The organism is Lutispora saccharofermentans (assembly GCF_024363565.1).
Lineage (GTDB): Bacteria > Bacillota > Clostridia > Lutisporales > Lutisporaceae > Lutispora > Lutispora saccharofermentans.
This window is the reverse complement of the sequence record NZ_JAJEKE010000010.1, coordinates 1-26,983: the sequence shown is the minus strand read 5'-3', so window position 1 is coordinate 26,983 and position 26,983 is coordinate 1. Positions and strand designations below refer to the sequence as shown.

The window sequence follows — 26,983 nt, the reverse complement described above, 5'->3', positions numbered from 1 at the left end:
GTCTCTAGCCGCTAGTCTCTGGTATTAGGGGATTCCTTTGGGGTCATAAGTTACGGAGAGCACTGATTTTCACGGAATCTTTCACAGATTCACACTGAAGGGATGGCACAAGAGTAAACAGAAAGCGAACCCCATAATGCTGAACATGAGTTATACCATGCTATTTAAGGAACCTAAATGTTGCATATAAAAAAATTATTCCGTGTAAATCAGTGCTAAATCAGTGTTAATCCGTGTTCCCCGTTTCCTGTCGTATTTTTTATAGATTATGAATCAAATTCCATTGAAAGGCAGTGATATCATGAAAGAAATATATACCAGAAGAAGTATAAGAAAGTATGATAATAAACCTGTGACAGATGAGCAGATCCATGAGCTGCTGCGGGCCGCCATGTATGCGCCGTCTGCCGGAAATGAGCAGCCCTGGCATTTTGTTGTTATCAAAGATCGTTCTCTTCTGGATGAGATTCCAAAGCATCACCCCTACACTCAGATGTTGTTGGAGGCCCCTCTGGCCATCGTTCCCTGCTGCGACTCCAGTAATCTGAAATATGACGGAGCTTTCTGGATCCAGGACATGGCTGCAGCCATACAAAACATATTGCTTCAGGCAGAGTCCATGGGCCTGGGCACATGCTGGTGCGGAGTATACGCCAGAGAAGAACTGGTGGAGAAGATCTCTAAGATGCTGAATTTGCCGGAGCACATCATACCGGTAGCAGTTATAGCCGTAGGGCATCCGGCAGAGAAAAGGGAAGTAAGGGAAAGGTTTAGACCGGACAGGGTACATTATGATAAATGGTAAAAGGAGCAGCAGGTAACATTACAACAGTATAAGAATCTATAAGGATTGATTGCATCCAATACGCCATATATATAAATAATAGGGAAACTGTGATTAGTTTCCCTATTATTTATGTATCCAGGATAAGTTGATATATAAAAGATTTAGGTTAATGTGGGTGATTAAAAAAGCATATAATTATGATGAACTGTTAAGTTTCTTATATCTTCTGACCTTATACAGCAAAGGGTTTTTCCCACAAGGATAATTTTTTACCCAGGCCCATTTCTACTGCATTTTTGTAAACCTTAATTGCCAGGGCAACGTCTTCAATTCCCATGCCAACTGTGTTTAAATAGATTGTTTCTGTATCATTTTCTCTTCCCTTTTTGACTCCATTAACGACCTGTCCAAGCTCAGCGCTGATATAGCTGTCGTCAATCATGCCTGAATTAAACATGATAGCCAGGCTTTCGACACCTCTATGTTTTATTTCGGACCAGTCATCAACGATTCTTTTGTCCATTTTTAGTATAGTCTCAAATTCACATTCATGGCTTCCTACATGGCAGTATAATACACCCGGCTCAATCCAGTCAGATTTAATGATAGGTGTTTTTGTAACCGTAGCAGTAATAAATATGTCAGAACCTTTGACAGCTTCATAAGGAGTTTTAGATACCGTAATATCTTTATCTAATGAAGCACCCATCTCCTGTGCAAATTTTGCAGCTCTTTCTTCATAAAGGTCATAAATCTTTATAGTTTCAATTTCAGGATGTGCATAGTTGACTGCAAGAAGCTGAGTCCTGTTTTGGACGCCTGCTCCGATTAATCCAAGTGTTTTGGAATTTTTTTTGGCAAGGTACTTTGATGCGACACCTGAATTTGCTCCCGTTCTTGATGCACTGATAGCTGCCCCGTCCATGATCGCCATTGGTACAAGGGTTTCGGGATCATTTAAAATAATGACAGCGGAAGCTCTGGGCAGATTATACTTAAAAGGATTCTGCGGAGAGCTTGAGATCCATTTTATACCGATTGCATTGAGATTTCCGCCAATGGATCCGGGCATGCAATTAATTCTGCCTTTTGTACTTTCGCTTTCAAGATCACCCCAGCGTAATACGCTTTTTTGCGGCAGGACATAATCTTTTTTCTCGTGAAGGCTAAAAACTTGTTCCATAGTCGGAACGGCTATGCTCATATCCAATGCCCCTGCTTTAATGACTTCCTCCTGCGTTAAAAATAATACTTCACCGTTTTTCATATATATCCTCCTTAAATGGTTTTATAACCTTTGTACATAAACATATAAGCAATACTTATGCCAGTTCAGACATGTGACCGAAAAAGCCTTATTTAGAGAGCAGCAAGTTTTTATGCACCTGCACAAAATACATTTATTAATGTGCTTGTAAAATCAAACTGACATATCTAATGAACAGAATAAAATAAAAGTTTTAATGTATCATAATGGCACAATGAATAGAACAATATGTTCCGACATTGGAACATATATGTTATATAAAAGGCCTTACTTTATATCTATTACCACATGGCATAATCTTTGCTTGATATATAGTTGCAGGCTTCATATATATGAAAACACAAGCCGGTAAAAACTATGGGAGGGAATTTATATGAGAAGGTTAAGCGTTCTATTACTATGTGTCATGCTGGTGATATTGCCGTTGACAGGTTGCCAAGGGAACAGTACCCCAGAATCTGGACAAGCATCGACAGCAGAACCCGGAAAAGTTACCAAATTTGCTATTGGTGCTTCATCACCAGGAGGAGGTTTTTACATGGGAGCTTCTGCAATTTCAACGGTTGTTAATCAACAGCTGAAAGATAAGTTTGAAGCAGCTGTAGAGGTAACAGGGGCTTCAGCAAACAATGCTATGCTTGTACATGCTGGAGAAATTGAGGTAGGTATGTGCGCTACAGAGGTCGCATGGGAGGCATATCATGGGAAATTTGATTTTGAGGGAAAGACATGTGACAAAATAAGAGCCGTTATGCCAGGGTGGGGTGGGGTTTATATGTTTATAACCACAGCTGATTCGGGTATTAAAACACTTAAAGATTTCAATGGGAAGTCATATAGTGGGGGCCCTGTAGGAAGTTCAAATGAAATAATAACCAATAGAGTGTTTAAACTGTTTGATATCAAAGCTAATATGATGAACCTGCCTAATTCAGACGCAGCAAGGGCTCTGGGAGATGGCACAATAGATGGATTTTCACTGGCTCATCCTACATCTGCTGTATCTGAATTGGAAGCTACAAAGAAGCTAACTCTTATAACGATAGGCCCAGAATATGAAAAGGCCTTCAAAGAAGCATATCCTCAATATGTATGGTTGGATATCCCTGCAGGGTATTATAAAGCGCTTCCTGATGGTGCACACGGAGCCGGATTATATAACATGGTAATTTCATCATCTGATCAGGATGATGAGTTTGTTTATCAGGTAGTAAAGGCTGTGTATGAAAATAATGACTTAGTTAATACCATATTCCCACAATTTGCGAAAGAATCTGGTTTAGAGAACGTAGGTTATTCGACTATACCATATCATGCTGGGGCAGTGAAATATTTTAAAGAAAAGGGAATTAATATTCCAGATGAACTCATGCCTCCGGAAATGAAATAATAATGTTATTTTAAAACAATTCAGCTAGTGGTTGCACTTGTTTTAATTATCTAAAAAAGGAGGAAATTAGATGGCAGAAAAAGATAACATTTTAAACAAGTCTATATATATTATCGGAGCTTTGATGTCCTTGTTCCATATTATCACATTGGTATTTTACCCTCTCCCTGCCAATATTTTCAGAACAACGCACCTTATGTTCGTACTGATCATGATTTACTTGACATATTCATTTTTCTCAAAAGAGGGGGAAAAGCAAATTGGAATCGGTAATATCTTGCTTATGCTCGGCGGCTTGGCATCCTGTATCTATATTGCTATTGAAATGAACGATATGTTGACTCGAGGAGGCATATGGACAACTAATGCAGATATTATATTTGGAATAATCGCCATCATTGTTGTCTTGGAAGCTACCCGAAGATCTAATGGTCTTGCGCTTCCTCTGATTGCAATAATATTTATAGCATATGGATTATTGGGTAATTATATTCCCGGAATGCTAGGCCATAAAGGGTATAGCATCAAACGCATAATCACGGCTTTATATACCTATGATGGGCTATTTGGTACGGCCTTGGACACGGCAGCTACATTTGTGACAATGTTTGTAATCTTTGCAGCTTTTTTAGAGAAAACCGGGGCTGGGGACGTTTTCCTAGAATTGGCCAAAGGTGTAGCAGGAAGATCAAGAGGCGGGCCGGCTAAGATTGCGGTTATAGCGTGTGCTCTTTTCGGCACTATATCTGGTAGTGCTGTAGCATGTGTGGCAGCGACCGGCTCTATAATTGTGCCCCTTATGATAAAGCTGAAATACGATAATCTTTTTGCCGGCTCAGTAATATCTTCCGCTGCTATCGGAGCACAGATCATGCCTCCTGTTATGGCGGCGGGGGCATTTCTAATGGCGGAATTCCTTGGGGTTCCATATCTTGAGGTTATGCGTGCGGCAATTATACCTGCGCTTATGTATTTCTTTACAATTTGGATTTCTATAGACTGCAAGGCAGCAAAAATCAATCTAAAAGGATTGAGCAAGGAAGAGATTCCATCAGCTATGGCAGTGCTGAAAAAGGATTGGCTGATCTTAATGCCTCTGGTACTGCTAATAGTTTTGCTGGTAGTATTTAAGCTTTCTCCGATTGCATGTGCCTTCTATTCTATGGTAGCAAGCATATTAGTATGTTACTTGGATAAAGAAAGAAGGATGGGTCTTAAAAAGATTATTGATACCCTTGCCTATTCGGCAAAAGGCATAGCCTCCGTAGCATGTGCATGCGCATGCGCCGGTTTAGTAATCGGTATTATTAACCTTACGGGATTAGGCTTGAAAATTTCTACTTTGATCATTAGCTTATCGGGAGGGAAGGTCATTTTCGCACTGCTGCTTAGTATGGTTACTGCAATAATATTTGGAATGGGCTTGCCCACAACAGTTTCATATCTACTATGTGTATCAGTATTATCTCCGGTTCTGATAGAGATGGGAGTATTGCCAATAGCAGCTCATATGTTTATTTTCTATTTTGCATGCTTGTCCGGTATTACCCCGCCCGTTGCATTAGCAGCATATACAGGTGCCAGTATTGCAGGGACCAAATCCATACCTACTGCGTCCGAGTCGTGCAAGCTTGCTATAATAGCCTTCTTTGTACCATATATGTTTGTATATAACCCTGCATATCTTATGCAAGGAAGTACGCCTAGTATTATTTGGGCCATTATAGTTGGTATTGTAACATGCTATGCAATATCAGGATTTGTGCAGGGATGGTTTATAGTTAAGCTTAATGCTATTTTGAGGTTTGGTTTTTTTGCAGCAACTGTATTTTTGTTATGGCAGAATGTAATTTTCGACATAATTGGTTTAGTGGTCTTTGCTGCATTATTAATAATATTGATTATTCAGAGAAAAAGACAAAACAAAGCGAGTACACTAGAGGAGGTTAAATTATGATTTATAAGATAGGTGTAGATGTTGGCGGCACTTTTACAGATGTTTGCATGTTCAATCAAATAACCGGAGATATAAAAACGCATAAGCTGCCTTCAACCCCATGGGATCCGTCTGAAGCAATAGGCGACGGCATAAGTCAAATAATGTCAATGAACAATGTGCTTCCAGATGAAATGGCTTATCTTGCTCACGGTACAACGGTAGCGACCAATGCTACACTTGAAAGGAAAGGCTGCAAGACCGGAATAATAACATCAAAGGGCTTTAGGGATTTAATAGAATTGGCGAGACAGACGAGAGCTTCGTTATATGATGTTCAAGTTGATAAACCCCGGCCAATTATATTTAGAAGGTTCAGAAAAGAAATAGATGAAAGAATAATGTACGATGGAAGTGTTTTAAAGGCTATAGACAGAAAAGAAGTAGAAAAAGTTGTGGATGAATTAAAAGACGAAGGCGTTGAATCATACGCTGTATGTCTTATGCACGCATATAAGAATCCTGCTCATGAGAAGATTGTTGAGGAGATCATAAAAGAGCGCCACCCCGAAGCATATGTATCTATTTCGAGTGATGTGCTTCCTGAATACAGGGAGTACGAAAGAATGACAACCACATCGCTAAATAGTTATATTGGGCCTATTGTAGGGAAATATGCTAATTTGTTTAAGCAACGTGTCAGAGAGATGGGAATGAGTGTAACGCCATATATAAATCAATCAAACGGCGGCTTGATGTCAATAGAAACAACTTTTGAGAAACCCATAAGAACTGCTTTATCAGGTCCTGCTGCAGGTGTTTCAGGTGCCGCATACATCACAAAGATAGCTGGTATAAAGGACATCATTACATTCGATATGGGCGGAACCAGTACCGATGTATGCTTGATTCAAAACAACTCTCCCAAATTGACGACATCTAAAGCGATAGCTGAATTCCCGGTCAGAGTGCCTATGACTGACGTTACCGCTGTAGGAGCGGGTGGTGGAAGCATTGCATGGATCGATAACGGCGGAATGCTGAAAGTAGGACCTGAAAGTGCCGGAGCTTCTCCGGGACCTGTTTCATATGGTAAGGGGGGCACATTGCCTACTGTAACAGATGCTAATGTGGTTCTTCATAGGCTCAATCCAAAACATATTTTGGGCGGAAGGATGAAAATTGATGAAGAAGCAGCATGCAAGGCTATAGAGGAGAATATAGCCAAGCCCATGGGAATAAGCACAATAGAAGCGGCCCGCGGTATTATAACAATAGTCAACTCCAATATGGCCAGAGCAATTCGAGTAGTGTCTGTTGAGAGAGGGTATGATCCGAGAGAATTCACTCTTGTAGCATTTGGAGGTGCAGGAGCGCTGCATGCTGCCAAAGTCGGAAAAGACCTTGGAATCAAAAAAGTTATGGTGCCAAGCAATCCTGGCATCCTATGTGCCGTTGGCCTGCTTGTTTCAGATATCCGTTCGGATTATGTAAAGACAAATATTGCAGATTTCAACAAAGAAAATATCAATTTGATGAATGAGTGTTTCCAGAGTCTTGTGGATGAAGGGAATGCCTGGCTGGATGCTGAAAAGATTTCTGAAAGTCAGAGGGTCATAATAAAGCATGCGGATATGAGGTATTTTGGTCAGAACTTTGAGCTTTCAATTAATGTGGATTATGACAAAATCGATGAGAATAACATAGAAGAAATTAAATCTCTATTCCATAAAGAGCACAAGAGAGAATATGGATATTGCAGAGAGGGTGCTCGTATTCAGATAGTTAATTTCAGGACTATAGCATTAGGTAAAGTTTCTACCGTAAAATTTGAAGAAAAGCCTGATGGAGGAGAAGATGCCAGTGGTGCCGTTATTGAAGAAAGAGACGTGTATTTTGAAGAAGCAAACGGATATGTTCCAACAAAAATATACAATAGAGACGCATTGAAGGCAAATAATACATTTATGGGGCCAGCCGTTATAGAACAGATGGATGCAACCATAGTGATTCCTCCCGGACACAGAGTTACGATTGATAAATGCCATAATGTAATGATTTCATATGAAAAAGATATATAAATCAGAAAATATCAGTATAAGGAGGATAACATGAATACTAGAGTTATAGTGGATCCAATTACTGTAGAAGTATTAAACAATGCTTTTATGTCCATTGCAGAAGAAATGGGAGGCACGCTGGTAAGAACATCTTATTCAACAAATATTAAGGAAAGAAAAGACTGTTCCTGTGCTATCTTTAATGTCAAGGGTGAAACAATAGCTCAGGCTGAACATATACCCGTTCATTTGGGCTCAATGCTGGGCATTATAAGTGAGATCAAAAAGAAATACCCGCTGGAGAAAATGAGCCCTGGAGATATGTTTGTAGCAAATGATCCTTATAATGGGGGAGGTACTCATCTTCCTGATATAACCATTGCAGCGCCTGTGTTCTTTAATAATGAAGTCGTAGCATTTGTTGCTAATATAGCTCATCATTCTGATGTGGGGGGAAGAGTGCCGGGCAGCATGTCTGGAGATAGTACAAGCATTTTCCAGGAAGGCTTAAGGATTCCGCCGGTCAGGATCGTGGAAAAAGGAGAACTGCAGCAGGATATCCTGGACATCATCCTTTTAAATTGCCGTACAGATTTTGAGAGGACAGGGGATATAATTGCACAGATTGCTGCAAACACAATTGGTTCAGAGCGATTAGCAGATATAATGAACAAATACGGCAAGAATATTACTTTATCAGGTATGGAAGAATTACTCGATTACGGTGAAAGAAAAATGAGAGCCGGATTATTAGCATTACCCGATGGGGAATACGAATTCACAGATTATATGGACGATGATGGAGTTGATATAGGGAAGAAGCTAGTTATTAAAGTTAAACTTGTTTTAAGTGAAGATACGATATATCTTGATTTTACAGGTTCATCAAAGCAGGCTAAAGGTGCTATAAACGTGGTAGAAAATGCTTTGAAGGCTACAGTATATTATGCACTGAAAGCGATTATCGATCCAAGTCTGCCTCCAAACGGCGGATTCTATAGACCTATATCCATATATGCCCCGGAAGGCACAATCGTAAATCCTGTACCTCCCGCTTCTGTTGGAGGAAGAACCGATACTTGTCAGCGTATAGCGGACGTTGTGTTCGGAGCCATGTCCAATCTTGTGCCCAAACAAGTAATGGCGGGCTGCAATAGTGCTGTTCAGACAGTCGTATTATCCGGCAAAGATGAAAGAACAGGCAAATTCTTTGTTTATCCGGAGAGCTTAGGCGGAGGCTTTGGTGCCCGTTATAATAAAGACGGGTTAGATGGTGTGCACGTTCATATCACAAATTCATCAAATCTGCCAATAGAGTGTTTGGAAAATGAGTATCCCATTCTTGTTGACAGATATGAAATAAGGAATGATTCCGGCGGAGCAGGAAAGTATAGGGGAGGTCTGGGCTTCAGGAGAGACTATTTGATCCTTCAAGAGACATCCTTCAGTTCTCACGGAGATAGACAGAAATTTGCTCCATGGGGCTTGTTTGGTGGCAAGCAGGGAGATACGGGCAGATTTGTTATAAATCCGGGCACCCATAAAGAATATGTTTTGCCCTCTGGAAAAATGTCAGGTGTGGAATTGGGGAAAGGTGACATATTGAGTGCTCAAACTGCGGGCTCTGGTGGTTTCGGAGACCCATTGGAAAGGGATGTAAAGCTAGTTTTTGATGATGTTATAAATGAAAAGGTCAGCTTGGAAAATGCAAAGAGGCTGTATGGCGTTGTTATTGATATAGATAAAAAGAAAGTTGACATTGAAGCCACAAATGAACTAAGAGAAAGGGAATCACACTGAAGAATTAAGGTTAAAGCATAATATTCTATATAATTGCGGCCTCTTCCATAACATTGAAGGGGTCGTAATTATAGATTCCCTGTCTCTAAAATAATAAAGGGGGTTGCATAAATGAATAAAAAAGTAGCAGTAATAGGTGCAGGCAATGGGGGTATGGCAATATCAGCATATCTTTCTTTATCTGGTGCTTCAGTTAACCTGTGTGATTTATTTCCAGAATACACGGCTGATATTATAAAGGAAGGCGGAATTAAGCTTGTAGGCGTTGATAAGACAGGATTTGCCAAAATGAATCTTGTAACAAATAATATATCGGATGCAATAAAGGACGTCAGGTTGATCATGATTGTAGCTCCGGCTTTCGCCCACAAGATGATAGCTCAAGAATGCAGCAAATATCTGGAAGATGGGCAGATAGTGGTGCTCAATCCGGGGAGAACAGCTGGAGCACTTTGCTTTTTAAATGAGATTAGAAAGAACAAATGCACTAAAGATGTTATAGTTGCGGAGACACAAACCCTTATATATTCCTGCAGAAAACATAATGGATTTACGGTGGAAATAAAAGGTGTCAAGAGAAAAGTGGATATCGCTTCTATTCCAGCTAATAAAGTCGGTGAAGTAATAAATGCTCTTGGGGTTTATTATCCCCAGTTTGAACCACGAGAAAGCGTCATATACACAAGCTTGGCCAATATAGGTTCAATGTTTCATCCTGCGCCAACTATGATGAATATCGGGAGGATTGAATCAGATAAAAATGGATTTCAACATTATAAGGATGGAATGTCCCAATCTGTTGTTAAATTTATTGAAAAGCTTGATGAAGAAAGATTGAATGTAGCGGAGGGATTTTCTGTAGAGATCAGGAGCATCGAAGAATGGCTCAAAGACTCTTATAAAGTAAGTGGAAAAAATGTATATGAACTTATTCAGAGTAATGAGGCTTATAGAGGTGTTGCTGCACCAAAGACTCTGGATGTGAGGTATGTTAAAGAGGATGTCCCGACAGGATTGGTTCCGATTTCTGAACTGGGGAAAATAGCGAGAATTCCGACGCCAAACATAGACGCAGTTATTACTATATTAAGCACGTTGTATGGGATCGATTTCAGAAAAGAAGGGAGAAATCTTGAAAGCCTTGGAATAAAAGACATGGACAAAGCAAGATTGATGCATTATTTTAAGACGGGAAAGCCATAAGATAAGTTTTAAGCTTTAGACAGAATATTTGGAATACATATACACCATATGATATACTCTTAACCAAGGAAGGCTTATATTTACGATATTTGTATGATTCTCTTGCGATGATGATTTGCCTGTTAGTGGTTCGCTCAGGTACTTGTATTTATTGTTATTTAGATGACGGCTGATGGGAGTTGAGCTCGCATGAAGATAAAAATAGCACTGCTAGGTTACAAAGGTTTTACCGAAAGAGCTGAAAAGTATATACAATATTTGAAAAATGTCGAAGTTTGCATATACTCGTCCCTGGGATATGAATCTCTGCCTTTAGCGCAAAAATTACAAAATGAGGGTATAGATGCGATTGTCACCGGACAAACGAATTATATTCAAGTAAAAGACAAGGTAAGCATACCAGTCATACCATTTCGCGTGACATTCGTGGATGCGGTGAATGCTTTTACTCAAGCACTGAAATTCGAGGAGAAAACTGTTGCACTGATGTATCCCTCCTTTGATGATTTCGAATTTGATTTTGTAGCGCTGGCTGATTTTATAGGTTTGAATATAGTTCAGTTGACTTATAACAGTATTTGCGATCTGAAGAAAAAAATTGCTGATCTTAAGCAGCAGGGAATAAAACTATTAATAGGTACCACCCTTGCGGTATCCATTTGCAAGGATTACGGAATAAGAGGAATTGAAATATATTCTGTTGAAAGTATTATCTATGCCTCTATTGATAAAGCAATAGAGGTCGTTAAGGCGATCAGAGAGAAACGAAGCAATGAAATTTTTAGAGATCTCATAATAAATAATGTGCATGAAGGAATTGTTTATATAGATGAATTTGGTAAGATACATATTTTCAATGATGAGGCTGCAAGATTATTTAAGCTTGAAGGCTTTCTTGTGATTGGCAAGCATATAGACGAGATCGCGAGTGACCTTAGGCTGACAGATACCCTCAGGACTGGAGATATAGAAATTAATAGTATCGAAGTAATAAGGAATATGCATCTTTCCGTCAGCAGAATCCCCATTAAAATAAATAATAAAGTTGTGGGAGTTATATCTACGTTTCAGAATGCGGAGAATATAGAGAATATAGGGGATGCCATAAGAAGAATCAAAAGGGCTGACGGATTTATTGCCAAGTATACCTTTGACAGTTTAATAGGGAAAAGCCCTATATTTCTCAGCACTATCAACTTGTCTAAAAAGTATGCCAGAAGTGATCTCCCTATTTTGGTGGAAGGAGAAACCGGAACAGGTAAGGAGCTATTTGTTCAAAGCATACATAATTATAGCTACAGGAAAAACTACCCTTTTGTTGCTATCAACTGCGCTTCGTTGCCCGAAAACCTTTTGGAAAGTGAGTTGTTCGGGTATGAACCGGGATCATTTACTGGAGCAAGCAGCAACGGGAAAAAGGGACTGTTTGAAATAGCTGATGAGGGAACTCTGTTTTTAGATGAAATTAATTCTATACCTAAAAACTTTCAAGCAAAACTATTGAGGGTAATTGAAGAAAAAGAAATTATTAGAATTGGAGGTAAAAGGATAATCCCGGTTAATGTACGAATTATCGCTACCTCCAATGTAAGCATAAGGTCGATGATTAACAATGGAGAATTTCGTGAAGATTTGTATTATAGAATAGGGACACTTAAAATTAATATTCCGCCTCTTAGGGATAGAATGAGCGATTTGCCATATCTTATTGAAGGATTGTCAAGTGATATAAATATATATAAAAACTATGATTTTCGGTTTATTTATAATAAAATGTGCCAAAAATTAATGGGATATGATTTTCCTGGAAACATTCGTGAATTAAAAATGTTTATAAATCGATTTTTTATACTTTTAGATGAGAACCGCGTTGAGGATATGCTTTATATTGACAATTTAATAAACCTATGTGTAGGCGATATGCTCGAAGAAATTAATATTTATTCAAAGGGTTCTCAGTCCTTTGATATCATTGAACAAAATGAGAAAAGGGTTATTATGAGCTTATTGGAACAATATAAAAATAATAAATCACTTGTTGCTAAACACATGGGGATTGGAAGAAATACGCTTTATCGGAAGATGAAAAAATTAAACATTTATGATTTTTAACCAATGCATGAGAAACCTGAATTAAAGACACGGACTGGTGGCTTTTATCTGTCTATTGATACGTGAACATGCTGATAATATAGATAAGCTGTACAAAACCTCCTGGCAGTGTTACTGCTCAGGAGGTCCATGCTTTTATTGGATGTTACTTGTTCACAACATTGATGGGATTTCCTGATAAGAAGCGGGCCAAGCTGTCTGCCGCCATATCCATGATCCTCTGCCTTGCTTCCTTTGAAGCCCATGATATATGAGGAGTTATTATGCAATTCTTTGCTTTAAGCAGCACATTGTCTTCTTTTATAGGCTCGGATGACACCACATCAACAGCGGCTCCTGCTACCTTCCCGCTATTCAAAGCCTCTGCTAGGTCTTCTTCCACGATGAGAGCCCCCCGGGAGTTATTGATGATTATTACTCCATCCTTCATCTTAACTATGGAATTTTTGTTTATCATTCCTTTTGTGCTTTCATTGGAAGGGCAATGCAATACTATGACATCTGAGGAAGACAGCAATTCATCCAGACCTGCATATTTCATGGTTTCATTTTCTAAGCTCTTGTTCTTGCTGGGATTGTATGCCAGCACATTCATACCAAATGCCTGAGCGACTTTTCCCGTAGATTGCCCTATCCTGCCGTAGCCTATGATGCCCATAGTCTTGCCTGCCAGCTCAATGATGGGATAGTGCCAGTAGCACCAATCAGGCGAGTTGGCCCACTCGCCCCTATGTACGGATTCATCATGCACTCCCACATGATGGCATACTTCCAAAAGGAGTGCGATTGCCATTTGCGAAACTGTGGCTGTGCCGTAGCTGGGTATGTTTGTCACAGCAATCCCATTTTGGGATGCAGCCTTAACATCCACTACATCGTAGCCTGTTGCCAGGACCCCTATATATCTCAGCTTTCCAGCCTTTTTTATAACATTTTCGGATAGTGGAGTTTTATTGGTAAAGACTATATCTGCATCCCGGATCCTATCCAAGATCAAATCATCATCGTTTCTGCCAAATGAGGTTCTATCATATACAACCAAATCTCCGAAATTTTCAATGGCTTTCCAGGACAAATCTCCCGGGTTTAATGTATATCCATCCAATACAACTATTTTCATATATCATACTCCTTTACTGATTTTAACACTGAATTCTCATGCGGTGCCCGTACCACGATAAATGAAAGCATTTCCTGTCATTCTGAAGGAGCAAAGCGACTGAAGAATCTTATTAGATCCTTCGGGCATAGCCCTCAGGATGACAACTAAGCTGGACTTTCATAACAATGAAGTCTCGTTCAATCTCATACTAATGGTTAACAGGGATAAAATCAACCATAATATATAATCTGTAAAAGAGGTTTTGCGGGCTATGCATAGAAATTCTAAGAGATGGCAAAACCAAGTGTACAAATGTATCAATCAAGCTTAAGGATGAAGGTGCAAATATGAAAGATGTAACGGCAGCAATAATAAAAGATGATGGCAGGTATCTCATATGCCAGCGGGGAGCGGAGGACGAATGCGGACTCTTGTGGGAGTTCCCCGGAGGAAAGCTTGAAGAGGGTGAAAGCCTTGAGGAGTGTATTATCAGGGAAATCAAAGAAGAACTGGAGCTGGATATAAAAGTGCTGGAGGTTTTCACCACCAATGTATACCATTTCGACAGCAAAGAAATCCTCTTTACCGTTTTTAATGCGGAGATAACCGGCGGCAGCATGAGGCTTAATGTCCATAACGATGCGAGGTGGGTAACATTAGAAGAAATGCCGCTATATGAATTTATGCCTGCTGATGTTAATTTCGTCGAGAAGTTGCTGAGCAGGAGATAGCGGAAAAGGGCTTATCCCAGATGAAATAAGTCGAAACATGTCAATATATATCGACCAAAAAATAGAGGAATCATACCAATAGTGTTGAATATTATAAAAAAATACAAATTTATGTAAAGGGCAAACTTATCGAAAGGTAAGGACGCAAAGCCACGGGTCTAAAGAATATTCCATGACAGCCGGGTTGCCGGATTTGTATGTAGAGTATAAAGATACCTACGCTTTTTCGGCGCAGGTTTTTTTTATGCCCCAAATTTTATTATATTGACGAAAGGAAGGCGCAATAGCAAATGAGAAAAAAGAAAAAGCCTGCTGTACTGCCGGTGGTACTCCTTTTTACACTAATACTGGCAGGATTTGTACGGGCTGATGATGATGTCTCCTTTAAATCTAAACCTGAAGGAGACATTCGTACGCATGGCAACAGCATTGTGTGGATGTCATACAGCAGCGGGAACTGGGATATTTATCACCTGGATAAATCGACAGGAGTAGAAACTCAAATCACTCACGATAAAAACACCCAGGGGTATCCGGATGTATGGCAAAATTATATAGTATGGCAGGATAACAGAGAGCACACAAAAAGTAGATTGGGGAGCTTTGATATCTACTTATATGACATTACAAGCGGACAGGAGAAAAAAATATCAAGCATAGAGGGCGACCATCAGGACCCTATCATATCGGACAACAAGGTGGTCTGGGTAGACAACAAAGACGGAGATAAAAATATCATGCTATATGATATTCAAAATCAAACCATAGAAAAAGTATCGTCAAATGAAGCAGAAGCCTTCGGTGTAGCCTTTGACGGCCGGGTTATTGCCTGGGTGGATGCCAGGGGCGGAGATTTTGACATATATATGTATGATATATCCCAAAAAGTTGAAAAGCAGCTCACCCATGGACTGGGAGATGAGCTGGATCCGCTGGTGTCCGGCGGCAAAGTAGTTTGGATGGTCGAACATAACAAAGTGAGCCAGGTATACATGTATGATACCCAAAACGGCTATACCACTAAGCTGACTGTAGGGGATGAAAATCATAGGCCTATAGCTTTTTCCGAAGATTCTCTGCTGATAATACAAGGCAATAAACTTGTTTTGAACAACGTAAACACCATAACCGGGCAGCCTATAAAGTCTCCTGCCGGAACAATACCCAAGCAAGCCTTCCTATCGGGAGACAAGGTCATATGGTATGACGGAAGAGGCATGACCACGGAAAAAATAACCGATGCGGTAAACAGAGGGCTCCTTGCGGAGAACAATCCGGAAGAACCATCAAATCCCGATCCAAAACCAAAACCAACGCCAACACCAACCCCAGGCTCTTCATCTTCAAGCTCAAGCAAGGAAGACAAAAACGGCGAAAAAGAAGAAGTAAACGGCAGAAAGCTTGTAAAAGCAGACGAGGATAAAGTTATAACATCTCAAGATGGCAGAATGACCATAAAAATAACAAAAGGAAGCTTTGATAAGGATGTACATATAACTATCTATCAGGACATGCAATATAAAGCTGATGGCTATTTATCTTTAACACCGGTATACAGATGGAATATAGAAGAAGATGCAAAGCTTTTAAAGCCTATGGAAATATCTATAAGCTATAGAGATATAGCTATAAACGATAACACTAAGAAAATATGCCTATACGAAATACAGCAAAACAAAGCGCCAAAACCAATCACATTAAAAGTTGATCATAAAACCAATACACTGGCAGCAAGGGTAAAAGGCAGCGGAAGAGCAGCTCTGATGATATATAATAAGGATTTTAATGATATTGAAAAGCATTGGGCATATGACGTAGTTAAAACTATAGCGGCTCACCATATCATCAACGGCTATGAAGACGGGAGCTTTAAGCCCGATAAAGAGATGAGCAGGGCAGAATTTGTAAAAATATTAATAAGCAGCCTCAATATAGATGAAGAAGAGGTACAGCCTGACAACAAGTCAACATTCCAGGACGTTCCCGATAACTACTGGGCATCAGAATACATATATATTGCATATAAGAAAGGCTGGATATCAGGCTTCAATGGCAGTTTCAACCCTAATAGTCCCGTAACACGAGAGCAAATGGTATCAATACTTATGAGAGCATATGAAGATATATCAACGGATAAGGGTTATGAAGAATCCGATCTGTCCGGCTATAAGGACAAGGGCGAAATAAGCTCATGGGCGTTGGATTCGATGAAAAGGGCTGCAGGGCTCGATATAATAAAAGGCTACAATAATGAAATAAATCCTCAAAAAAATGCTGCAAGGGCTGAAGCTGCAGCCATGATTTACAGATACCTTGAAAAGCTGGGCAGGATGTAGCAAATCCTATTGGAAAGGGAGTGAAAATATGATGATAAATAAATGCAAGAGGCAAATAGCCCTTATGCTTGTGTTTGTGATGATATTTACATTAGTATTTCCTGCAGATACCCTTGCGGGGGATGACGGCAACGATTCCCAGGAAAAGTATATCAGGGCTATACCGAAGCTTTTTAATCCCAGTGCAGGGGAAGAGATCACCATAGAATGGATTTTCCAGGTGGATCATGACACCATAATAAAAATATATAGGAACAATGTGGACAGCAATGATGAAAACCTGGTATATGAAAGCAGCTGCCGCTCCCATGGCGGATATACCCCCAATTATTGGACTTGGGATGGCAGGGGAAATGACGGAGAAGTTGTCCCTGTCGGCAGATACGTTATCATGTTCATACCAAATGATGAATTTAAAGATTTTCCTTTAAAAACATCATTTGGTGTCGGAACAACTGCAGCAAAAGACATGGAAATCGACCCTAACCTTGAAGACAATTTATTTAAGGTTCACGGAGCCATAGAAGAGAACACATCAAACATAGAGGTATTTATAAACAATATTTTTAAAGGAGCCGTCAGAATAGAAAGAGATTCTGAAGGAGCTATAGAATCTGTCGAAACAAGTGAAGATAGCGAAATACAAATAGAGATAGACGAAGATGAATGGTACTTCTACACGGGGCTGCCTGATTACGCAATAGTCAATATTTCAGCTACAAAGACAAATATAAATCAAATACCTGTGATAGATGAGCTTGGAGAACCTATATTGGACGAAAATGGAGAGCCCGAATTTAAAGAAGATGAAGAAACAGTGGATTTAGGGCCTATAGAGGTATTGAGACATGTTATAAGACCCCATGACAGGCTCCCGGATATGGCAAAACATTACTATGATGATTATGATAAGTTTACAGAGATAATCGAGGCAAATGAGCTTGTGTATCCTTATATAGCATATGTTGGGAATAACCTATTGGTATTGGAGCCTAAAAAGGGCGGTGCCCCTCCTCCATCTGAAAGAAAAGAAGGCGATGACTCAGCCAGTCATTGCGGCTTGATGGATCTGACAACAGGGGATTTTATCGGAGACCCCGTCAATATCGCCACAGGCAACTATATCTATACCCATAGTGATATAGAAGTAGCGGGAAGCTTCCCCTTATCCTTCAGGCGATTCTACAACTCCAGGGACCAGTATGACGGCGATATGGGGGCCAACTGGCACCATAATTTTGAGGCGAGACTGCAGGACATGAATGACGGAACCGTAGAAATGATATTTGAAGACGGACATAGGGAAATATTCACAACATCGGGCAATGGTAAATACTCTCCTGAACCGGGGAAATACGGTGAACTGGAGAAAAACGCCGACGATACCTATACACTTACGCTCCGTGACAAATCGAAATACAAATTCAATGAGAGAGGCCAACAGACAGAAGCCATAGACTGCAATGGAAACTCGGTAAAATATATCTATGAAGACCTGATGTTAAGAGAAATAAGAACGGATAGCGGATATCTGCTGATTCAATACTACAGCGACGGATACATAAGAAAGATATCCGACCATACAGGCAGATATGTGGAATACGACTATACGGGAAGAGACCTTACAACCTTCAGAGATGTTGAAGGAAACATAATAGAATACAAATATGATTCCGAAAATAGGATGACAGATATAATAAGCCCGAGAAAAGACGGCAATATAACAAATATATACGATAGCTATGGCAGAGTGGTAGAGCAGACCCTGGCAGACGGAAATACAATGTATTTTGAATATGACGATGCAAATAGGACAACTGCTCTGACAGAAAGAAACGGCAGCAAAACAATATATAAATATGACGAAAAGTATAGAATAACCGAAGTGGTATATGAAGACGGAACAGAAAAATTCACCTTCAATGACCAAGACCAAAGAACCTCATTTACCGACAAAAAAGGCAATACCTACTATTACGGCTATGACGACAACGGAAACATAACATATATGAAAGACACGCTGAATCAAATCACCGAATACACCTATGACGAAAACAACAGGATTACATCCATAAAGCAACCTGACGACAGCACCTACGGCTTTACCTATGATAGCCAGGGCAATATGCTGACAAGCACAGACCCTACCGGAAGAACTACAAGCTTTGAATATAACTCAAAAGGACTGCCTGTGAAGATCACAAAGCCGGATAACAGCATAACGGAAATAACCTACGACAACAAGGGCAATATATTGGAAATCGAAGACCCTCTGGGAGGCAGAACCAAATACCAATATGACTCCCAAAACAGGATAAAAGCTGTGACCGACCCCAACGGCAATAAAACAAGCTATGAATATACGGACACAGGAGAATATAAAAAGGTCACGGATGCGGAAGGAAACAGCGCATCCTATAAATACAATGTAAACGGCAAGCTGGAAGAAATCACAGACTCGAATGGCGAAACTGTAGAATACAAATACAATAAAGGAGACCAGCTGATTGAAATCACAGACCGGCTCGGCAATAAGATAAGCTATGAATATGATGAACTGGGCAACCTCAAGAAGATAACCGATAAGAACGGCGGTACCATTGAATATGGATACGATTCGCAGGGCAGAGTAATATCGGTAAAGGACCCCGAAACCTATCTGGCAGCCCTGGAATATGACGCCAATGGAAATATAATAAAAGCCAAAGACCCGGCAAACAACATAACAGCCTATGAATACGACGAATTAAACAGGCTGGTAAAAACCACAGATGCCAAGAACGTTGAAACAACCTATGAATATGATGCTGCAGGAAGAATAATAAAAGTAACCAACGGGCTGAGCCATGCCACAGAATACCGGTATGACGAGGCAGGCAGGATAAATGAAATCAAAGATGCACTGGGAAATACAAGCTCCTACACATATAACCAATTGGGGCTTCTGGAAGCAGCAACAGACCCGGACGGAGAAGTAACTCAATATGAATATGACTCCATGGGACAGCTCATAAAAGCTATAGACCCGGAAGGTGCCCAAACCCAATGGGAATATGATGATAACGGAAATATAACCAAAATAACAGACGCACTGGGCAATGAAACAAAATACGCCTATGACAAGATAAACCGAATAAAGGCTATAGAAGATGCCCATGGAAATACCCGAAGCTTCCAATATACAAAGACGGGACAAGCAGCCTCAGTAGCGGATGAAAAGGGCAATACGACAAAATATGAATACGATGCGGCAGACAGGCTGACAAAAGTAACGGACGCAGAAGGCAATAATACAAAGTATGTATATGACAATATGGGAAACCTCATAGAAGTCCATAAATACAGAAACATAGAAAGAAGTACCATAAGCTCCTTTACAGCTATGAGCATACAAACGGTAACCGATGCGGTATACGGAGAAAACAAGCAGGCAAAAACCGTTGCAGATGCAGTATATGGAAAAGCCGAAAGCTCTGTTAATTCTACCGATGCGCTTTCAATAAACCCTCAATCGACAATCGAAAGCAAAGATAAAACAGTGACTGATGCAGTATATGGCCAGGGAACACCTGAAAGCTTTGACCTGCAAGCAAATCTGAATATGGAACATCAAATAACAACCTATGAATATGACAAAAGAGGACTGCTCACAAAAGTAAAAGATGCTGCAGGAAAAGTGACGATATACGAATATGACGCAAACGGAAACCTCATATCCGTGAAAGACAGAGATAACTGCACCACAAGCTACGAATACGATGCCGCAAATCTGCTGACACAAATAACCTACGATGACGGAAAAGAAGTCAAATTTGACTATAATGCCATAGGACAGCTTATAGAAATGAAGGACTGGATGGGCACAACTACTATGGACCTGGACCCTCTGGGCCGGATACTGAAGGTAACCGACTTTGAAAACAAAATCACCGAATATGGCTGGACACCCGGAGGACAAAAAGAATATATCATATACCCGGACGGCAGTGAGGTATCCTACAGCTACGACAAAGCAGGAAGACTAAAAACCGTAACGGACGCCTATGACAGGATAACCGAGTACAATTACGATGAGCTGGGGAACCTCATAGAACGCACACTCCCAAGCGGCTCAAATACACAATATGCCTACGATGCCCTATCCAGGATAAAAGAACTGGCCCACGAAGACCCCTCAGGCAAAATAATAGACAAATATAAATATTCATATGATGCCTCAGGAAACAAGACAAATATATACAAGGACAAATCCGACCTGGATGAAGAAGCGCTGGAAGATGAAGACAAGGAAAACATAACATACAAATATGACTCACTAAACCGGCTCACGGAAGTCATGAAAAACAATAAAGAAACAAGAAAATACTTCTATGACACCCTGGGCAACAGAATAAGGCTGGAAGAATGGGAAAACGGAGAAATAAAGGAAGCAACAAACTACCAATACGACATAATGAACAAACTGGTAAAGAAAAATGATATAAAAAGCATCATCAAGGATGAGAAACTAACTCCAGATCCTGTTGACCTAACAAATAAAGATAACGATACAGAAGACAAAGAAGATGAAGAAGACGACGACAAAGAATACAAATATGACAACAGAGGAAACCTGACACAAATATCCAGCGGCAAAAAGATATTTAACAAATATGAATTCAACGCGGCCAACATGCTGACAGAAGTGACAAACAAACACAAAGAAACGACGAATTACACCTATGACGGATTTGGAAACAGGATAAAAACAACCATAGACCTGAAAAAAGGCAACAACGGCAACGGTAATGGCAACGGAAATGGAAACGGTAATGCATACGGCCATGACAAGGACAACCCCGGAAATGCCTATGGCCATGAAAACGGCAATAACGGCAATGGAGGCAATCCGAAACCGGGCTGGGGTCACCAACACAAGAGAGATCAAATGGTAATAAACTATGCAATAGACATAACCTCTCCTGTAAATGACATACTGATGATATACGGAGACCACTACCAGGTTCAAAGATACACCAACGGACTGGACAAGATAAGCATGGACATGTGGGAACTTACCGACCATGACAACGGCTGGATACCCGACGGAACAGGGACAAACCTGTCGGAAGAATCAGAAAGGATATACTACCTGGAAGACGAATTAGGCAGTATAATAAAAGTGATAGGAGAAAACGGAAAAACCTCAGCCCACTATAACTATGACGAATTCGGAAGACCACTGGCCGAAAGAAAATTTGACCAAAACTGGCCCGGACCGGACAACACCTTTGGATACACAGGCTATCAATATGATGTATCAGCAGGACTATACTATGCTCAGGCGAGATACTACATGCCAGAGATAGGCAGGTTTATCTCCGAAGACCCATGGCCGGGAGATATAACAGCACCACAAACACTGAATCCATACCCGTATGTAGTCAATAACCCGCTTAAGTATGTAGATCCATTGGGGTTAAATCATAAGGATTTAAGCCCAGGCGAAAGCAGTACTCCTGCTAATAAGCCAAGTGCGGTAGATAAGGCAACAAGGGAAGTTATTGAAGAGAATACGGGAAATAATAGCAAGTATAGTGATTGTCCACCAAAGAAGGTAGACCCAAAGGATTTGGATAAAGCAAATCCGTGGAAGACATGGGAACTAGAGTTACAGTACAATATACAACAGCAAATAGGCAATAAAAATAATTTATCTCTAGGTGAAATCAATAAAATTGTAGAAATAGAAATTTTGAAACTACAAAGAAAATATAAAATAGCTTATGAAATGTCGGACCTTGTTGAAGCACAATTTAATAGAACTATGTATAATACTCTAAGACCATTATATGAGTTAAATGGAAATGAAGACACTAAAAATAAACTAGTTAAGTTATTAAATGACAGTTTGAATGTAGCTGTTGCAACAGAAGGCAGTTCATTTAAGGGAACGAGTAGCACTATAAAAAACAATCTAGGCAATGAGATTGATATTACACCATCATCAAACCACAGTACTACAATAAAAAATCCAGGATATAAGGGTACTCCAAATACAAGTATTGATATTCTTGATGATGCGGGAAATGTTCAGACACGTAGATGGTTTGGTTCAGACGGAAAGGCTATCAGAGACATTGATATGACAAACCATGGAAATCCAAAAATGCATCCAGAATGGCCACATGAGCATTTTTGGAAATATGGTCCAGATGGAAAACCTATAGGTAGGTAAACAGGAGGTGTTGTTTTGACATACGAAGAGTTAATCGAAAGAGTTACTTGGGGGGAGGAATTTTCCTTTAAGTATAATAACGAAAAATATTGGATAAGTCAAAATAAAGATGGTCGATACTTAACCAGAGTTAGAGATAGTTATACGCAAGGATTTAAAACAACTGCAGAATTATTTGAAAAGGGAAGGATTGAAGGCAAGACCATTTTAGAGATTTGGAGTTTTATTCATGAACAATTTTAATAACCTCGGGTGTAGTAAAGGTCACAACATTAAAAAGCTTTAATTCAAGGGTCACACAGTTTCGGCTGATGTGACCTTTCTTCTTGCCTATAACTTCAAATCGGCGTACAATTTTATATATAAGGACGTCAAGAAGTCATTACAAATGAGGGCTAAAAAATAAAGTGGACAATTAGCTTTAGATTGATGCATAAAACTGGGACATAAATCAGAAAATTGGGGGGTGATTCAAAAAATACATATGGGAGATAATAACAATGGGGATGAAGAAAATGAAGAAACTATTAGAATGACAAGGGTTTCGCATACATGATGTCAATTACAGACTGGGGTCGTCAGAGATAGAAACCTGAAAATATAGCATACATCATCTCAATTACAGCCGAGCGGCGTCAATATACTATGCCCGGGCGAGATATTACATGCCTGAAATAGGCAGATTTATCTCTGAAGACCCATGACCGGGAGATATAACAGCACCACAAACACTAAACCCATACCCATACGTAGTAAATAATCCATTGAAGTATGTAGATCCATTGGGATTAAATCATAAGGATTTAGGTCCAGGCGGAGCAACTGCCCCTGCTAATAAGCCAAGTGCGGTAGATAAGACAACAAGCAAAGTTGTCGGGGAAAATACAGGTAATAACACTAAGTATAGTGATTGCCCTCAGGGGACTGGTAACGGAAGGAGAAATATCTACTATGCAGGTAATGCCAATAGTCTGAATATACCTGTTAACATAGCAAGACAAATAGCATCTGCAGGAGTAGGGCTGCTTCCTATAGTAGGGGATGTAAAGGATGTACAAGAAGTACTGACTGGATATGACATAATCTCGGGAGAAAAGCTAACATGGATAGACAGAGGAATAACATTTATATGTGTGTTTGTACCTATAGTCAGTGGCAAAGCAGCAAGAGAAGGCTTAGGCCTTGTTGATGAAGGTATCGACTTAGCAAAGACTACATTGAAGAATGCTGATGAAGTAGTAGAGCGAACGGTTAAGACTGATGACGCTTTCAAGATTGACTTACAACTATTTGCAGGCGGAAAAATTAAGTTCCCGGATGCAAAATGGTACGAGAGGACATATGGTTTAGGAAAAGGTAGATTCCATGAAGTTAAAGGTGATATACTTAAGCAGTTGACAAGCAAAGATTCACCTTATAAAGCCCTTATGAAAAAAGTTGGGGATAACCCAGACATTGGATTAGATGACCTTGGTAATATCGTCATCAAATCTCGAAAGAATGGTGTTCAATTTGAAACTGACTTATCTTTTGATAGTTTCTTGCCATAAGAATAGGAGGAATGAAGATGTCCTATGATTTGAATATACTAGTACAACAACAAGAGAAACCTGTAGAATTGCCGTTTCAACCATCTATTCAAATAAAGAACGAAATACAAGAAGAATTACGTTACAAAGATATTTGGAACTTCATGACACAGACAAAAGGCTTGTGGTATTCTTTGGGAGTACAAAGGGATGAGCTTTTCGATGCTTACACAATTTGTGACTCTGATTTTGAGATAGATGAAAAAAACATATTAATGCCATACTGGGTCACTGATGAAGACGTAAAATACAATTTAACACCTTTGATAGTTAAGGAGCAGCACTTTAATGATTTCTGTAAGATAGTTAAGTACATGCTAAAGCAGTCACCGGTAAATACATTAATGATGCTGGCAAGATACCAAGGCGGTGAACATGAGATAGTTTGTGGAGTTCTTTCTTATGAAGAGTTTATAAAGCTACTTAATGAAAAGAAAATCTTATTCAACGTTTGTTATATAATTCATTTAAACGAATTTGAAAGGCATAAATAACTTATTCAAAACTTGAAATCGCTAAGTGCCGGGCACTGGATATATCTACAAATTGAAAACCAGATAATTCAATAAAGTAACAAGCTTCTCAACCGTATTAATGTACTTTGAGAAGCTTCTCTTTTTTCCGAAAGTATCTTCTTGGGCTTCCACTAAGGTAGCGCCTTGCACATGATGCTCGGCTATTTGAAACATTAAAAAACGTAGAATTGTATATTAGTCTACGGAATCACTATATTACTATTTTATAGAAACAAAAATTCTTAAAGATAAGGTAGTGGTTTTGTATTAGGAGCAAATACCCTGCAAAAACAAGAGAGCAGTCATTTGACAAAGTCAGATGACTGTCTTTTATTGCCTCCAAACAGTATGAAACTCCATTGAAAAGTGCTCTGAAGTGAATATAAGTAAGCTTTTGAAACATGCAGCGAAAGAATGTATCCAAAGGGCAAAAACCGCTCTAATGTACAGCTTATTGACCTAGTTGTGTCTTATGCGAAAAGTACAGCATATGGGACACTTTGGAATTGTTTCAGAAGTGAGATCCTGAACTCTCAACAAACTAGTTATAAAGGGGGGCAAGCATATGAAAGTAGGTTATATCAGGGTTTCCAGCAGGGAACAAAATACTGCAAGACAGTAGGTTTTATTGAAAGACATTGGAGTGGAAAAAGTATTCATTGAAAAAGTTTGTGTATAAGCATTAGGGACTGTTATTTTTGCTTCTACAAAATAAGCATGTACATGTGGGAACTTACCGACCATGACAACGGCTGGATACCTGACGGAACAGGCACAAACCTATCGGAAGAGTCAGAAAGGATATACTACCTGGAAGACGAATTAGGCAGTATAATAAAAGTAATAGGAGAAAACGGAAAAACCTCAGCCCACTATAACTATGACGAATTCGGAAGGCCCCTTCCGGAAAGGAAATTTGACCAAAACTGGCCGGGACCGGACAACACCTTTGGATACACAGGCTACCAATACGATGTATCAGCAGGACTATACTATGCTCAGGCAAGATACTACATGCCAGAGATAGGCAGATTTATCTCTGAAGACCCATGACCGGGAGATATAACAGCACCACAAACACTAAACCCATACCCATACGTAGTAAATAATCCATTGAAGTATGTAGACCCATTGGGATTAAGCCATAAAGACTTAGGCCCAGGCGGAGCAACTGCCCCTGCTAATAAGCCAAGTGCTGTAGATAAGACAACAAGCAAAGTTGTTGGTGGAAATACAGGTAATAATACCAAGTATAGTGATTGTCCTCAAGATAAAGTAACAATAAGCAGCAGTTTAGAACCCGATGACATATTCCCAGAGACCTCTATTATACTAACACAAGAAGAACTGAAACTACTAAATGATGTATCCTATTACCTAATACTTAACAATGCAGATGACCATGCTGACATCTTTCCAGAAGGCTTTAATAGATTAACACTAGAACAACAAATTATAGCGCTAAAGACTTATGAAGAACATTCTAGAAATAATGAAAAAGCTAAAGAAGTATATATACAAGCAGGGATAAATCTTATAGGATTGGGTTTAGATTTGTATTTTACTAGAGGTGCTAATAAGGGCGCGGGGAACTCGTGGTATAAGGCAGATGGCAGTATGAATTACCCGCCTAATAATGGTGCAGTCCCAGGAACAGAAATCAAAGTTGATTTACAGCCAGGACAATCTCTGGGTAGATATGGGAATATTGGTCCAAAAAGCAACTACGTTACTGCACCTGGAGCATTACCTGATAGCTTGTCGTTACCACCTAATACAAGTCCATCAATTTATACTGAGCTACAAGTTGTAAAACCAATCCCTGGAGTGACTCAATCAACGGTAGCACCTTGGGGAGGCTCAACTGGATTAGGCCTTCAGTATGAATTACCCATGCCAATACAAGAATTGATTAAACAAGGATATATTATTATAAAA

Annotated in this window: 17 protein-coding genes and 1 riboswitch; of the genes, 15 read left to right on the top strand and 2 right to left on the bottom strand. The window is 39.7% G+C overall.

The genetic code is table 11. The features are described 5' to 3' along the window. Positions 1–301: 301 nt before the first annotated feature. The gene (locus tag LJD61_RS11810) at positions 302–805 is read left to right on the top strand and encodes a nitroreductase family protein (RefSeq protein WP_255227749.1); all 504 of its coding nucleotides are present in this window, start codon (positions 302–304) and stop codon (positions 803–805) included. A 214-nt stretch (positions 806–1,019) separates the two neighbouring features. Here LJD61_RS11810 and LJD61_RS11805 read toward each other — a convergent pair whose 3' ends face one another. Then, a complete protein-coding gene (locus LJD61_RS11805; protein WP_255227748.1) occupies positions 1,020–2,054 on the bottom strand; it encodes an ornithine cyclodeaminase family protein in 1,035 nt (344 codons plus the stop codon). A gap of 373 nt (positions 2,055–2,427) precedes the next feature. Between LJD61_RS11805 and LJD61_RS11800 the strand changes: the two genes are divergently transcribed. From LJD61_RS11800 to LJD61_RS11775, 6 genes are all read left to right on the top strand, one after another. Further along, complete coding sequence (locus LJD61_RS11800) at positions 2,428–3,444, top strand: TAXI family TRAP transporter solute-binding subunit (protein WP_255227747.1); 1,017 nt, start codon at positions 2,428–2,430, stop codon at positions 3,442–3,444. A gap of 70 nt (positions 3,445–3,514) precedes the next feature. Continuing rightward, the gene (locus LJD61_RS11795; RefSeq protein ID WP_255227746.1) at positions 3,515–5,401 is read left to right on the top strand and encodes a TRAP transporter permease; all 1,887 of its coding nucleotides are present in this window, start codon (positions 3,515–3,517) and stop codon (positions 5,399–5,401) included. Next, positions 5,398–7,461 carry a hydantoinase/oxoprolinase family protein gene (locus LJD61_RS11790; protein ID WP_255227745.1) on the top strand — a complete coding sequence of 688 codons (2,064 nt, stop codon included), beginning with the start codon at positions 5,398–5,400 and terminating at the stop codon, positions 7,459–7,461. Before LJD61_RS11795 ends, LJD61_RS11790 begins: the two co-directional genes overlap by 4 nt. Positions 7,462–7,491: 30 nt before the next feature. Continuing rightward, on the top strand, positions 7,492–9,240 hold the full coding sequence (locus LJD61_RS11785) for a hydantoinase B/oxoprolinase family protein (protein WP_255227744.1): 1,749 nt from the start codon (positions 7,492–7,494) through the stop codon (positions 9,238–9,240). A gap of 111 nt (positions 9,241–9,351) precedes the next feature. After that, the gene (locus LJD61_RS11780; protein ID WP_255227743.1) at positions 9,352–10,443 is read left to right on the top strand and encodes an NAD/NADP-dependent octopine/nopaline dehydrogenase family protein; all 1,092 of its coding nucleotides are present in this window, start codon (positions 9,352–9,354) and stop codon (positions 10,441–10,443) included. A 189-nt stretch (positions 10,444–10,632) separates the two neighbouring features. Next, positions 10,633–12,555, top strand: a complete 1,923-nt coding sequence (locus LJD61_RS11775) for a sigma 54-interacting transcriptional regulator (RefSeq protein ID WP_255227742.1) — start codon at positions 10,633–10,635, stop codon at positions 12,553–12,555. A 145-nt stretch (positions 12,556–12,700) separates the two neighbouring features. Here the strand turns inward: LJD61_RS11775 and LJD61_RS11770 are convergent, their stop codons facing one another. Further along, complete coding sequence (locus tag LJD61_RS11770) at positions 12,701–13,675, bottom strand: D-2-hydroxyacid dehydrogenase (protein WP_255227741.1); 975 nt, start codon at positions 13,673–13,675, stop codon at positions 12,701–12,703. 329 nt (positions 13,676–14,004) lie between these two features. Between LJD61_RS11770 and LJD61_RS11765 the strand changes: the two genes are divergently transcribed. The 8 genes from LJD61_RS11765 to LJD61_RS11730 all read left to right on the top strand — a co-directional run. Next, a complete protein-coding gene (locus LJD61_RS11765) occupies positions 14,005–14,388 on the top strand; it encodes a (deoxy)nucleoside triphosphate pyrophosphohydrolase (protein WP_255227740.1) in 384 nt (127 codons plus the stop codon). Positions 14,389–14,497: 109 nt separating this feature from the next. Continuing rightward, positions 14,498–14,580: riboswitch (cyclic di-GMP riboswitch) on the top strand. A 98-nt stretch (positions 14,581–14,678) separates the two neighbouring features. Beyond that, positions 14,679–16,724 carry an S-layer homology domain-containing protein gene (locus tag LJD61_RS11760; RefSeq protein ID WP_255227739.1) on the top strand — a complete coding sequence of 682 codons (2,046 nt, stop codon included), beginning with the start codon at positions 14,679–14,681 and terminating at the stop codon, positions 16,722–16,724. A 28-nt stretch (positions 16,725–16,752) separates the two neighbouring features. Continuing rightward, a complete protein-coding gene (locus tag LJD61_RS11755) occupies positions 16,753–22,941 on the top strand; it encodes a DUF6531 domain-containing protein (RefSeq protein ID WP_255227738.1) in 6,189 nt (2,062 codons plus the stop codon). A gap of 15 nt (positions 22,942–22,956) precedes the next feature. Further along, positions 22,957–23,184, top strand: coding sequence for a hypothetical protein (locus LJD61_RS11750; RefSeq protein WP_255227737.1), 228 nt, complete (start codon positions 22,957–22,959; stop codon positions 23,182–23,184). Positions 23,185–23,705: 521 nt separating this feature from the next. Beyond that, entirely contained in the window at positions 23,706–24,491 is a 786-nt protein-coding gene (locus tag LJD61_RS11745; RefSeq protein WP_255227736.1) for a pre-toxin TG domain-containing protein, read from the top strand. Between the two features lie 17 nt (positions 24,492–24,508). Next, a complete protein-coding gene (locus LJD61_RS11740) occupies positions 24,509–25,024 on the top strand; it encodes a hypothetical protein (protein WP_255227735.1) in 516 nt (171 codons plus the stop codon). A gap of 738 nt (positions 25,025–25,762) precedes the next feature. Continuing rightward, entirely contained in the window at positions 25,763–26,098 is a 336-nt protein-coding gene (locus LJD61_RS11735; RefSeq protein ID WP_255227734.1) for an RHS repeat-associated core domain-containing protein, read from the top strand. 60 nt (positions 26,099–26,158) lie between these two features. Beyond that, a partial coding sequence (locus tag LJD61_RS11730) for a TNT domain-containing protein (RefSeq protein ID WP_255227733.1) occupies positions 26,159–26,983 on the top strand: 825 nt, incomplete at its 3' end.

Excerpts from the sequence above, each read along its gene's own strand:
- LJD61_RS11790 (WP_255227745.1), top strand. The coding sequence starts at position 5,398 with ATGATTTATAAGATAGGTGTAGATGTTGGCGGCACTTTTACAGATGTT.
- LJD61_RS11775 (WP_255227742.1), top strand. The coding sequence starts at position 10,633 with ATGAAGATAAAAATAGCACTGCTAGGTTACAAAGGTTTTACCGAAAGA.
- LJD61_RS11785 (WP_255227744.1), top strand. The coding sequence starts at position 7,492 with ATGAATACTAGAGTTATAGTGGATCCAATTACTGTAGAAGTATTAAAC.
- LJD61_RS11800 (WP_255227747.1), top strand. The coding sequence starts at position 2,428 with ATGAGAAGGTTAAGCGTTCTATTACTATGTGTCATGCTGGTGATATTG.
- LJD61_RS11740 (WP_255227735.1), top strand. The coding sequence starts at position 24,509 with ATGTCCTATGATTTGAATATACTAGTACAACAACAAGAGAAACCTGTA.
- LJD61_RS11770 (WP_255227741.1), bottom strand. The coding sequence starts at position 13,675 with ATGAAAATAGTTGTATTGGATGGATATACATTAAACCCGGGAGATTTG.
- LJD61_RS11735 (WP_255227734.1), top strand. The coding sequence starts at position 25,763 with ATGTACATGTGGGAACTTACCGACCATGACAACGGCTGGATACCTGAC.
- LJD61_RS11795 (WP_255227746.1), top strand. The coding sequence starts at position 3,515 with ATGGCAGAAAAAGATAACATTTTAAACAAGTCTATATATATTATCGGA.
- LJD61_RS11805 (WP_255227748.1), bottom strand. The coding sequence starts at position 2,054 with ATGAAAAACGGTGAAGTATTATTTTTAACGCAGGAGGAAGTCATTAAA.
- LJD61_RS11765 (WP_255227740.1), top strand. The coding sequence starts at position 14,005 with ATGAAAGATGTAACGGCAGCAATAATAAAAGATGATGGCAGGTATCTC.
- LJD61_RS11810 (WP_255227749.1), top strand. The coding sequence starts at position 302 with ATGAAAGAAATATATACCAGAAGAAGTATAAGAAAGTATGATAATAAA.
- LJD61_RS11755 (WP_255227738.1), top strand. The coding sequence starts at position 16,753 with ATGATGATAAATAAATGCAAGAGGCAAATAGCCCTTATGCTTGTGTTT.
- LJD61_RS11780 (WP_255227743.1), top strand. The coding sequence starts at position 9,352 with ATGAATAAAAAAGTAGCAGTAATAGGTGCAGGCAATGGGGGTATGGCA.
- LJD61_RS11760 (WP_255227739.1), top strand. The coding sequence starts at position 14,679 with ATGAGAAAAAAGAAAAAGCCTGCTGTACTGCCGGTGGTACTCCTTTTT.